Source organism: Palleronia sp., from assembly GCF_042089775.1.
In the GTDB taxonomy this organism is placed as follows: domain Bacteria; phylum Pseudomonadota; class Alphaproteobacteria; order Rhodobacterales; family Rhodobacteraceae; genus Palleronia.
In genome coordinates, this window is the sequence record NZ_JBELKF010000018.1 from 44,695 (window position 1) to 55,220 (window position 10,526).

Genomic DNA, 10,526 nt, shown 5'->3' on the forward strand with positions numbered 1-10,526 from the left:
GCGAAGGTCCAGCCGCGCCAGCGCCATCATACCAGCGCGGTTACCTCGATTTCGACGCGATAGCGGGGGTCGATCAAGCCGCATTCGATCATCGTCGCCGCCGGAGGGTGGGCGCCGAAGGTCTCGCGCAGGATCGGCCAACATGCCTCGAACTCGGCGCGGTCGCTGAGGTAGTAGGTCACCCGCACCACCTTGTCGAAGCCCGATCCTGCCTCTTCGAGCGCCCGCTTGATCGTCGCGAGCGCGTCCAGGCACTGCTCGGGGGCCGTTTCGCCCTGTCCGACGGTGCCCGAGACGAAGACGAACCCGCCCGCCACGACGGCGCGCGTGTAGCCGATCTTTTGCTCGTACGGTCCGCCTCCGGATATGCGCCCGATCGTCATGCTTTTCTTCCCTGACTACGGCCAAACGCGAAACGCCCCGGCCTGCCGACCGGGGCGCCTATCGCTACACGTTGAGGTTACTCAGCCGGCCGAGGCGCTTTCCTTCTGATCCGCATAGATCATCAGGGGCGCAGCGCTGGTGTTGACGGCATCGTTGTTCACGACGACTTCCTCGACGCCCTCGGTCCCCGGCAGGTCGAACATCGTGTCGAGCAGGATGTCCTCCATGATGGACCGCAGGCCCCGCGCGCCGGTCTTGCGCTCGATGGCGCGCTTCGCGATCGCCGAAAGCGCATCCTCGGTGAAGCTCAGCTTCACGTCCTCAAGCTCGAACAGGCGCTGATACTGCTTGACCAGCGCGTTCTTCGGCTGGGTCAGGATCGTCACCAGCGCGTCCTCGTCCAGATCCTCGAGCGTCGCGATCACCGGCAGACGGCCGACGAACTCGGGGATCAGGCCGAATTTCAGCAGATCCTCGGGCTCGAGCGTCGACAACATCTCGCCCACGCCGCGCTCTTCGTTGTTCTTCACCTCGGCGCCGAAGCCGATGGACGAGCCCTTGCCGCGCTGCGCGATGATCTTCTCGAGCCCCGCGAAGGCGCCGCCGCAGATGAACAGGATGTTGGTCGTGTCCACCTGCAGGAACTCCTGCTGGGGATGCTTGCGCCCGCCCTGCGGCGGCACGGAGGCCACGGTGCCCTCCATGATCTTCAGCAGCGCCTGCTGCACGCCCTCGCCCGAGACGTCGCGCGTTATGCTCGGGTTGTCCGACTTGCGCGTGATCTTGTCGACCTCGTCGATATAGACGATGCCGCGCTGCGCGCGTTCGACGTTGTATTCCGACGCCTGCAGCAGCTTGAGGATGATGTTCTCGACATCCTCGCCGACGTAGCCGGCTTCGGTCAGCGTCGTCGCATCGGCCATGGTGAACGGCACGTCGAGGATCCGGGCAAGCGTCTGGGCCAGAAGCGTCTTGCCGCAGCCGGTGGGGCCGATCAGCAGGATGTTCGACTTGCTCAGCTCGATCTCGGACTTCCCGGCGTTGTTCAACCGCTTGTAGTGGTTGTGTACGGCGACAGAGAGCACGCGCTTGGCCACCCGCTGCCCGATCACGTAGTCGTCGAGGACTTCGCAGATCTCCTTGGGCGTGGGGACCCCGTCGGTCGCCTTCAGGCCTGCCGACTTGGTCTCTTCACGGATGATGTCCATGCACAGCTCGACGCACTCATCGCAGATGAAAACCGTCGGGCCTGCGATCAGCTTGCGGACCTCGTGCTGGCTCTTCCCGCAGAAGGAACAGTAGAGCGTGTTCTTGCTGTCGCCTGAATTGTTCGCCATGGGCCATCCTTCGGGGGCGCCTGCCCCTCTTTTCGTACGTCGTGCTCACCGTGTCCAACAAACCTAGGACGGGTGCCAAGCGCCCGCAATCGCAAAAAACCTGTTGATCTTAATGGCGCGATTGCGGGCGGAGGCCTCAAAGAGCCTCTTCGCGTTCCTTGCGATTCTCGACGATCTCGTCGATGAGGCCCCATTCCTTGGCGTCTTCGGGGCTCATGAAGCGGTCGCGCTCGAGCGCGGCCTCGACCGTTTCCAGATCCTGGCCGGTGTGCTTGACGTAGATCTGGTTCAGACGGTCCTTCAGCTTCTGCGTCTCCTGGGCGTGGATCATGATGTCCGTCGCCTGACCCTGGTAGCCGCCCGAGGGCTGGTGGACCATCACCCGGCTGTTGGGCAGCGAGAAGCGCATGCCCGGCGCACCGGCGGTCAGAAGCAGCGAGCCCATCGACGCCGCCTGGCCCACGACAAGCGTGGAGACCTTCGGCCGGATGTACTGCATCGTATCGTAGATCGACAGCCCGCTCGTCACCACGCCACCGGGCGAGTTGATGTACATCGAGATCTCTTTCTTGGGGTTCTCGGCCTCGAGGTGCAGAAGCTGCGCCACGATGAGGCTCGACATCCCGTCATGGACGGGACCCGAAAGGAAGATGATCCGCTCCTTCAGCAGGCGCGAGAAGATGTCGTAGGCCCGCTCTCCGCGGCTGGTCTGTTCGACCACCATGGGAACGAGGTTGTTCATGTAGTGCTCGTAGGGGTCGCGCATGGGGACCGGCCCTTTCCGTCTGCCTGCCGTCAAATCGTGGGGAGTCTTAGACACCCGGCGCGGGAGTGCCAATCCCCCGCCGCTGCTATGTGGGCGCGAGGGGCGTGCGCGCCAACCCGTGGCGCGGACATACTCCGTTCGAATTGTGCGGATCGGGCGGGTTCAGACCGACATCGTCGCCTCGACGGCGCGCCTCCAGCGGTCGTATTTCCGCTCGCGATCGCCATCGTTCATCGCCGGTTCGAATGCGCGATCAAGGCGCCAGCGCTCGGCGAAGCCGTCCATGTCGGGATAGACGCCGGCCTTCCATCCCGCCAGCCAGGCCGCGCCGAGCGCCGTCGTCTCGAGCACCTCGGGCCGATCCACCTGCGCACCGATGATGTCCGACAGGAACTGCATGGCCCAGTCCGACGCGCTCATCCCGCCATCGACGCGCAGGGTCTGGGGCTCGCCCAAGTCGCGCCAGTCGTCCGACATCGCCTCGAGCAGGTCGCGCGTCTGGTACCCCACGGATTCCAGCGCCGCCTTGGCGAACTCCTCTGGGCCCGAATTGCGGGTCAGCCCGTAGATCGCGCCGCGGCAATCGGCGTTCCAGTAGGGCGCACCGAGGCCCACGAAGGCGGGCACCAGAACGAGGTCCTGCCCCCGGTCGGCACGTTCCGCCAAACCCTGGGTATCCGAGGCCGATCGGATCATCTGCAGCCCGTCGCGCAGCCACTGCACCACCGCCCCGGCGACGAAGATCGACCCTTCGAGCGCATAGGTCGGCTTGCCATCGAGCTGGTAGGCAACAGTCGTCAGAAGGCGGTTGCGCGACCGCACCGGCTCGTTCCCGGTGTTCAGAAGAGCAAAGCAGCCCGTCCCGTAGGTGGATTTCATCATGCCGGGCTTGAAGCACGCCTGCCCGATGGTCGCGGCCTGCTGGTCGCCCGCGACGCCCAGGATCGGGATCTCGCGGCCGAAGAGGTCGTGGCGGGTCATGCCGAATTCGCAGGCGCTGTCGCAGACCCGGGGCAGCATCTCCATCGGGATGTCGAGCATCTCGCAGATCGTCGTGGACCACCGCCCCTCAAAGCTGTTGTACATCAGCGTGCGGCAGGCGTTCGTGGCGTCGGTGACGTGGCTCTTGCCGCCCGTCATCCGCCAGATCAGGTAGGTGTCCACCGTGCCAAACAGCAACTCGCCGTTGCGCGCCCGCTCGCGGCTGCCCTCGACCTTGTCGAGGATCCACTTGAGCTTGGTGCCCGAGAAATACGGATCAAGCAGCAGGCCGGTCTCTTCGATCACCTGCTCTTCATAGCCTTGCGCCTTGAGATCGTTGCAGATTTCTGACGTCCGCCGGTCCTGCCAGACGATGGCGTTGTGGATCGGCTTGCCCGTCTCCTTCTCCCAGACGACGACGGTTTCGCGCTGGTTGGTGATGCCGATGGCGGCTATGTCGGTCTCCGGGACGCCGGCCTTTTCGATCGCCGAACGGCAGCACGCAGCGGTCGAGGACCACAGGTCCGAGGGGTCGTGCTCGACCCAGCCGGACTGGGGGTAGTGCTGCTCGAATTCCTCCTGCGCCGACGCCACAATCTTCATGCCGGCGTCGAAAATGATCGCGCGGGACGATGTCGTGCCTTGGTCGATCGCCATGATGTGGGTCATCTCAGCCCCTCCCCCTCGTCTGTTTCTGCGTGAGAGATCCGTAAGAGTTTCGTCGGACTCCCGTGTTAGCTTTGTAGGATGTTCCGCCCTACTCCGCGGCCTGTGCGAGACCCTCGCGCCGCTCGCGCATCCAGTCGTCGAGTGCGGCGACCTCGGTCTCGCCCAGCCGCAGGCCGAGCTTGGTGCGGCGCCAGATGACGTCCTCGGCGGTGCGGGCGTATTCGTGTTCCATCTGCCAGCGCACCTCGGCCTCGGTCAGAGTGGCGCCGAAGTCGCGGCCGAGATCCGACGCCTCGGTGGCACCCTCGCAGATTTTCTTCGCCTCGGTGCCATAGGCGCGGACGAGGCGGCGGGCATGGTAGTCGGACAGGAACGGGTGCGCGGCCTTCAGGTCGGAAATCAGGCGCTCCACCCCGTCCACCGGGAAGTCGCCGCCCGGCAGGGGCACACGCGCGGTCCAGTCGCCCGTCATCTGAAGGTAGTAGGGCTTGAGCTTCGCCATCGCCTGCTCCGCCAGCTTGCGATAGGTCGTGATCTTGCCGCCGAAGACCGACAGGAGCGGCGGCTCGCTGCCCAGCGGGCCATCCGTCGCGGGGCCGGCATCGATGCTGAGGACATAGTCGCGGGTGGCAGCGGTCGCCGACTTGGCGCCGTCGTCGTAGAGCGGCCGGACGCCGGAATAGGTCCACACGATCTCGTCGCGCGTCACCGGCTTCTTGAAGTATTCCGAGGCGAAGTCGCAGAGATATTGCTGCTCTTCGGGCGTGCATTCGGGCTTCACCGACGGGTCGTTGCCGTGATCCTTGTCGGTGGTGCCGATCAGGGTGAAGTCGGTCTCGTAGGGGATGGCGAAGATGATGCGGCCGTCTTCGCCCTGGAAGAAATAGGCCTTGCCGTGGTCGTAGAGCCGGGGAACCACGATATGCGAGCCGCGCACCAGGCGCACGCCCTCGGACGAGTTCATGCGGACCGTGTTCTTCACCACGTTCTCGACCCAGGGACCGCTCGCGTTCACGAGGCCCTTGGCGACGATGATCTCTTCCTTGCCTGTCTCGACATTCTCGACCGTCACCTGCCAATGCGCGCCCTGCCGCTCGGCCGAGATGACCCTGGTACGGGGCAGGATGCGGGCGCCGCGCTGTTCGGCGTCGCGGGCGTTCAGCGCGACGAGGCGCGAATCCTCGATCCAGCAGTCGGAATATTCGTAGGCCTTGTTGAAGCGGTCCTTCAGCGGCGCGCCTTCGGGGGCCGTTGCCAGCTTGATCGTCTCGGTCCCCTTCAGATGCTTCCGGCCGCCGAGGTTGTCGTAAAGGAACAGCCCCATCCGGATGATCCAGTCCGGTCGCGTCCCCTTGGTCCAGGGCATCACGGTGTTCAGCAGCTTCGAGGTCGGCGTCTCGCCCTCGAAGCGCATGTCGGCGCTGTAGGGCAGCACGAAGCGCAGCGGCCACGAGATATGCGGCATCGCCTCGAGCAGGACCTCGCGTTCGACCAGCGCCTTCTTCACCAGCCCGAACTCGAAGAACTCGAGGTAGCGCAGCCCGCCGTGGAACAGCTTGGTCGATTTCGACGAGGTGGCCCCGCCGAGGTCGCCCATCTCGGCCAGGCAGACGCTGAGGCCCCTGCCCTGCGCGTCACGGGCAATGCCGGTTCCGTTGATGCCCCCTCCGATGACGAAGAGGTCGTATTCGGCTTCGGTCAGTGCGGTGTGCGCGGCCATGTGATCCTCGCGATGATCATTCGGGTTTGTCCTCCATATAGAAGGCATGCCGGATTTTCAGGGGGGCGCAAGGCGGTTCGCCCCGTATCAGGCCGTGGGCGTGATGACCTCGCGTTCGGTCACGATGAGGTCGAGCGGCGCATCCGTGGGTTCGAGCGGCACCTCGGCATCCTCTTGCAGCGCATAGGCGAAACCGATCGCCGTCACCGGACCGGCGGTGCGCAGGCCGGGCAGCGTGCGGTCGTAGAACCCGCCGCCATAGCCAAGACGCCCGCCGCGCCGGTCGAAGGCCAGAAGCGGCACGATGAGCACCTCGGGAACGATCCAGTCGCCTTCGGCGGGCACCGAGGCGCCGAACGGGCCTGTGACCATCTCGCAACCCGGGGTCCAGGCGCGGAAGCGCAGGGGGCGATCTGGCCCCTCGACCACCGGCAGGCAGACGGGGCCATCGGCGGCCATGGCCGTCATCGCAGGGGTCGGGTCAATCTCGGTCCCGATGGGCGAGAAGCCGGCGAGCGGCCGCCCGCGATGTCCTTCCAGCACCCGCAGGAGGGGACCCGTGACGACGGGGCCGGCGGCCGCGCGGGCGGTCTTGCGGCGGGCGAAGGCGGCCTTGCGGGCGGCGGACTTGTCGAACTCGATCATAGCAGGATTATCCCCGCGAGGCCGAGGAAGGCGAAGAAGCCCACGACATCCGTGACGGTGGTGACGAAGGTGCCCGAGGCCAGCGCGGGGTCGACGCCGACCTTGTCGAGCACGATGGGCAGCATCACCCCGGCAAGCCCCGCGACCACGAGGTTGATGACCATCGCCATCGCGATCACTGCGCCCAGCATCGGATTGCCGAACCAGACCATGCCGACGATCCCGATGATGACCGCGAAGACGAGGCCGTTGAGGAAGGCGGCCGTGATCTCGCGCCGGACCACCCGCCACGCGTTCGATCCCGTCAGGTCGCGCGTTGCGATGGCCCGCACGGCGACGGCCATCGACTGCGTGCCTGCGTTGCCGCCCATCGACGCGACGATGGGCATCAGCACGGCCAGCGCGACGATGGCGGCCAGCACGTCCTCGAACTGGGCGATGACCATCGAGGCGAGGATCGCGGTGCCGAGGTTCACCAGAAGCCACGGGAAGCGCTGCCGCACGATCTGAAGCGTGCGGTCGGCGATGGATTCGTCACCGACGCCGGCGAGGAGCAGCAGGTCTTCCTCGTTCTGCTGGCTCAGGACGATCATCGCGTCGTCGATGGTGATGACGCCCACAAGCCGGCCGTCGTCATCCACGACCGGCGCCGAGATCAGGTGGTACTGGTTGAAGGCGTAGGCGACGTCCTCTTCGTCCTGGGTGACGGGGATCGTGCGGTAGCTTTCCTCGGTCAGGTCGGCGAGCTTCGTGACGCGGTCCGACGACATGACGCGGCCCAGCGTGACCTGCCCGATCGGCTGGTAGCGCGGATCGACCAGCACGATGTGGTAGAACTGCTCGGGCAGGTCGAGAGACGCGCGCATGAAGTCGATGGCGTCGCCCACGGTCCAGTGCTCGGGCGCGGTGACGACCTCGCGCTGCATCAAGCGGCCGGCGCTGCCTTCGGGGAAGGCCATCGCGCGCTCGATCGCGATCCGGTCGGGCCGTTCGAGAGCGCCGAGGATCGTCTCCTGCTGCGGCGCTTCGAGCGTTTCGAGCAGGTCCACCACGTCGTCCGAGTCGAGTTCGCGGACCGCCTCGGTCAAGACGGCGGGCGACAGCGCCTCGATGACGTCCTCGCGCAGGCCCTCGTCGAGTTCCGACAGGACCGCGCCGTTGAAGTCGTGCCCGAGCAGCTGGATCAGCTTGTGCCGCGGCCCCTCGTCGAGCTGTTCGAGAAGGTCGGCCACGTCGGCCGGGTGCAGCGGCTCCATCGCCTCGAGCAGCGCCGCCCGATCCTCGGCCTCGACGGCGCTGCGCACGTCGCGCATCGTCTCGCGGTCGAGCGCATAGGCATCCTCGTCGGGCTCGATGATCTCTTCGGGCTCGGCCATGCGCGTCTCCTCGGGGCTGGTCGCGGGGCAGGTCTAGGACAAGGCGGGACGCGGCGCCAGACGGTTCCGGGCAACCGGCGGAAGTCCGGTGTCCGTGGTTCCCCGCGCCCGGCCCGAGCAGGCCGACAGCGCCAGAGCCTGCGTGTGGCCGGGCCTCGAATGGTCATATCGCCAAGGGGTAAAGCCGGCCTTACCACGGGCCGGTCTTGAACCCCCGGCGGGCTTGGCCGATGTAGGGCGGCCAGACCCACAGGAGTGTCGCCCCATGCCCGATCTCGTCAGCGGACAGCTTCTGCGGTTCAGCGCCGATCCCTTCGGCGCCCCGCCCGAAGAGGCCGCGATCCACGACGCCTACGGTGCGGTGCTGATCGACGACGGGCGCATCGTCGCCGCCGGCCCCGTGGACGAGGTGCGCGCCAAGGCGCCGGACGCGCCCGAGACGGCGCTGGGCGAGGCGCTGATCCTGCCGGGATTCGTCGACGCGCACATGCACTATCCCCAGACCGGCATGATCGCGAGCTGGGGCAAGCGGCTGATCGACTGGCTGAACACCTACACCTTCCCCGAAGAGGCGAAGTTCGCAGACCCCGCCTATGCGCGCCAGCAGGCCGAGACGACGCTGGACCTCGCCCTTGCCAACGGCACCACGACGCTGGCGAGCTTCTGCACGATCCACGAGGCGAGCGTCGACGCCTTCTTCGAGGCGGCCGAGGCGCGGCGGATGGCGGTCATGGCCGGGCGCACCTGCATGGACCGCAACGCGCCCGACAACCTGCGCGACACCGCCCAGTCTGCCCATGACGAAAGCGCCGCCTTGCTGGCGCGCTGGCATCGCCGGGGCCGCGCGCGCTATGCGATCACGCCGCGCTTTACGCCGACCTCGACGCCCGAGCAGCTGGAAGCGCTGGGTGCGCTCTGGGCCGCGAACCCGTCCTGCGCGATGCAGACCCATCTGAGCGAGCAGGTGGACGAGATCGACTGGGTGAAGTCGCTGGAATCGGACGCGCGCGACTACCTCGACACGTACGAGCGGTTCGGCCTGATCGGCCCTGGCGCACTTTTCGGCCACGGCATCCATCTTGACCCGCGTGAGCGGGACCGGCTGCGCGAGAGCGGCTCGTCGCTGGTGCATTGCCCGACATCGAACACCTTCATCGGCTCGGGGCTGTTTCGCATGGCGGCGGCCAAGGCGGACGGAATGACCGTGGGGCTGGCCACCGACACGGGCGGGGGCTCGTCCTTCTCAATGCTGCGCACGATGGCGGCGGCTTACGAGATCGGGCAGCTGACCGGTGCGCCGCTACATCCCTACCAGCTTTTGTGGCTGGCGACCGAAGGCTCGGCCCGCGCGATGCGGATGGAGGACGAGGTCGGAACGCTTGCGCCTGGAACGGCGGCGGATCTCGTGGCGCTCGACCTCGGCTCGACGCCGGCGATCCAGCAGCGGTCCGTCCGCGCCGAGAGCCTGTGGGAAGCCGTGTTCCCGACCATCATGATGGGTGACGACCGCGCCGTGCGGGCGGTCTGGGTCGCGGGCGACCGGCTGGCCTAGCAGCGCGTCGCCAGCACCATGACCCAGATGTCGCCCGCGTTGGCGAGGCCATAGGCGCGCAGGTCCGGGTTCAGGATATTGCGGCGATGCCCCTCGGACGCCATCCACGCATCCATTGCCGCCTCGGCCGAGGTCTGGCCCCAGGCGAGGTTCTCGGCCCCCGGTCCGCAGCCGACAGCGCGAAGGCGGTCGGTGTGGCTCGACCCGTCCGAGCCTTGATGCGCGAAGAACCCGTTCGCCGCCATGTCCTGCGCGTGGCGGGCCGCCGCGCGGTCTGCTCGAACGGAGCGGGTGACAGGTGGCAGACCAGCCGCGGCGCGGCGCGCGTTGACGTCACCGTCCGCCACGTGCCGCTCTGCCGGGCCGCAGGCCGCCAGCGCGAGGGCCAGAAGGAGGGGGCGGATCACGACATCAGCTCCTGCGTCAGGCGGCGGTGGTCTTGCAGAACGGCCGGCAGGTCCACGGTCGTCAGGTGACTGTCGCGCACGACCTGCCGCCCCTCGACGAAGAGGTCGCGCACCTGCATCGGCCCCGCGAGCAGCAGCGCCGCAGGGTCCCAGTTGCCCGCGGATTCGACCCGGTGCAGGTTCCAGATCGCAAGGTCGGCACGGGCGCCGGGTGCGATGCGGCCGCAATCGTCGCGGCCGAGGATCTCGGCCCCGCCGCGCGTGGCGATCCACAGCGCCTCGCGCGCGGACATGGCGCCTGCCCCGCCGGCGACCCGTTGCAGCAGCATCGCCTGACGTGCCTCGGCCGCGAGACCTCCGGCGTCATTCGAGGCTGACCCGTCGACGCCCAGCCCCACCGGCACGCCCGCGTCGCGCATCGCCCGGACCGGCGCGATCCCCGAGGCGAGGCGGCAGTTCGAGCAGGGGCAATGCGCGACGCCCGTGCGCGTGCGCGCGAAGAGGTCGATCTCGGCCCCGTCGAGCTTGACGCAATGGGCGTGCCACACGTCGTCGCCCGTCCAGCCCAGATCCTCGGCGTACTGGCCGGGACGGCAGCCGAATTTTTCGAGGGAATAGGCCACGTCCTCGTCATTCTCGGCCAGGTGCGTGTGCAGTTTGGTGTCTCTTTTGAAGCCCCCTTCGAAGCC

The 10,526-nt window shown here is 67.3% G+C and carries 10 protein-coding genes; 1 reads left to right on the forward strand and 9 read right to left on the reverse strand.

The window, feature by feature from the left end:
- Nucleotides 1-26: 26 nt before the first annotated feature.
- From ACFDS3_RS07040 to mgtE, 7 genes are all read right to left on the reverse strand, one after another.
- Nucleotides 27-383: a RidA family protein gene (locus ACFDS3_RS07040; RefSeq protein WP_375261641.1), complete on the reverse strand. Its 357-nt coding sequence runs from the start codon at nucleotides 381-383 to the stop codon at nucleotides 27-29.
- An 81-nt stretch (nucleotides 384-464) separates the two neighbouring features.
- Entirely contained in the window at nucleotides 465-1,721 is a 1,257-nt protein-coding gene (gene clpX / locus ACFDS3_RS07045) for an ATP-dependent Clp protease ATP-binding subunit ClpX (RefSeq protein WP_375261642.1), read from the reverse strand.
- Between the two features lie 136 nt (nucleotides 1,722-1,857).
- Nucleotides 1,858-2,487, reverse strand: a complete 630-nt coding sequence (locus tag ACFDS3_RS07050; protein ID WP_375261643.1) for an ATP-dependent Clp protease proteolytic subunit — start codon at nucleotides 2,485-2,487, stop codon at nucleotides 1,858-1,860.
- Nucleotides 2,488-2,649: 162 nt separating this feature from the next.
- Nucleotides 2,650-4,137, reverse strand: coding sequence for a glycerol kinase GlpK (glpK, locus tag ACFDS3_RS07055; protein ID WP_375261644.1), 1,488 nt, complete (start codon nucleotides 4,135-4,137; stop codon nucleotides 2,650-2,652).
- Between the two features lie 88 nt (nucleotides 4,138-4,225).
- Entirely contained in the window at nucleotides 4,226-5,857 is a 1,632-nt protein-coding gene (gene glpD, locus ACFDS3_RS07060) for a glycerol-3-phosphate dehydrogenase (protein WP_375261645.1), read from the reverse strand.
- An 87-nt stretch (nucleotides 5,858-5,944) separates the two neighbouring features.
- Nucleotides 5,945-6,502, reverse strand: coding sequence for a 5-formyltetrahydrofolate cyclo-ligase (locus tag ACFDS3_RS07065; protein ID WP_375261646.1), 558 nt, complete (start codon nucleotides 6,500-6,502; stop codon nucleotides 5,945-5,947).
- The gene (gene mgtE / locus ACFDS3_RS07070; protein WP_375261647.1) at nucleotides 6,499-7,878 is read right to left on the reverse strand and encodes a magnesium transporter; all 1,380 of its coding nucleotides are present in this window, start codon (nucleotides 7,876-7,878) and stop codon (nucleotides 6,499-6,501) included. Before mgtE ends, ACFDS3_RS07065 begins: the two co-directional genes overlap by 4 nt.
- 265 nt (nucleotides 7,879-8,143) lie before the next feature.
- On the opposite strand from mgtE, the gene guaD reads away from it, so the two are divergent.
- Nucleotides 8,144-9,430, forward strand: a complete 1,287-nt coding sequence (gene guaD, locus ACFDS3_RS07075) for a guanine deaminase (RefSeq protein WP_375261648.1) — start codon at nucleotides 8,144-8,146, stop codon at nucleotides 9,428-9,430.
- Here the strand turns inward: guaD and ACFDS3_RS07080 are convergent.
- Both ACFDS3_RS07080 and ACFDS3_RS07085 read right to left on the reverse strand, forming a co-directional pair.
- The gene (locus ACFDS3_RS07080) at nucleotides 9,427-9,837 is read right to left on the reverse strand and encodes a CAP domain-containing protein (protein WP_375261649.1); all 411 of its coding nucleotides are present in this window, start codon (nucleotides 9,835-9,837) and stop codon (nucleotides 9,427-9,429) included. The two genes, guaD and ACFDS3_RS07080, sit on opposite strands and share 4 nt — an antisense overlap.
- On the reverse strand, nucleotides 9,834-10,526 hold a 693-nt coding region (locus ACFDS3_RS07085; RefSeq protein ID WP_375261650.1), incomplete at its 5' end, for an amidohydrolase family protein. The genes ACFDS3_RS07085 and ACFDS3_RS07080, both read right to left, overlap by 4 nt.

Bases quoted from the DNA above. Each gene is read 5' to 3' on its own strand.
- ACFDS3_RS07040 (WP_375261641.1), bottom strand. From the start codon at position 383: ATGACGATCGGGCGCATATCCGGAGGCGGACCGTACGAGCAAAAGATC.
- clpX (WP_375261642.1), bottom strand. From the start codon at position 1,721: ATGGCGAACAATTCAGGCGACAGCAAGAACACGCTCTACTGTTCCTTC.
- ACFDS3_RS07050 (WP_375261643.1), bottom strand. From the start codon at position 2,487: ATGCGCGACCCCTACGAGCACTACATGAACAACCTCGTTCCCATGGTG.
- glpK (WP_375261644.1), bottom strand. From the start codon at position 4,137: ATGACCCACATCATGGCGATCGACCAAGGCACGACATCGTCCCGCGCG.
- glpD (WP_375261645.1), bottom strand. From the start codon at position 5,857: ATGGCCGCGCACACCGCACTGACCGAAGCCGAATACGACCTCTTCGTC.
- ACFDS3_RS07065 (WP_375261646.1), bottom strand. From the start codon at position 6,502: ATGATCGAGTTCGACAAGTCCGCCGCCCGCAAGGCCGCCTTCGCCCGC.
- mgtE (WP_375261647.1), bottom strand. From the start codon at position 7,878: ATGGCCGAGCCCGAAGAGATCATCGAGCCCGACGAGGATGCCTATGCG.
- guaD (WP_375261648.1), top strand. From the start codon at position 8,144: ATGCCCGATCTCGTCAGCGGACAGCTTCTGCGGTTCAGCGCCGATCCC.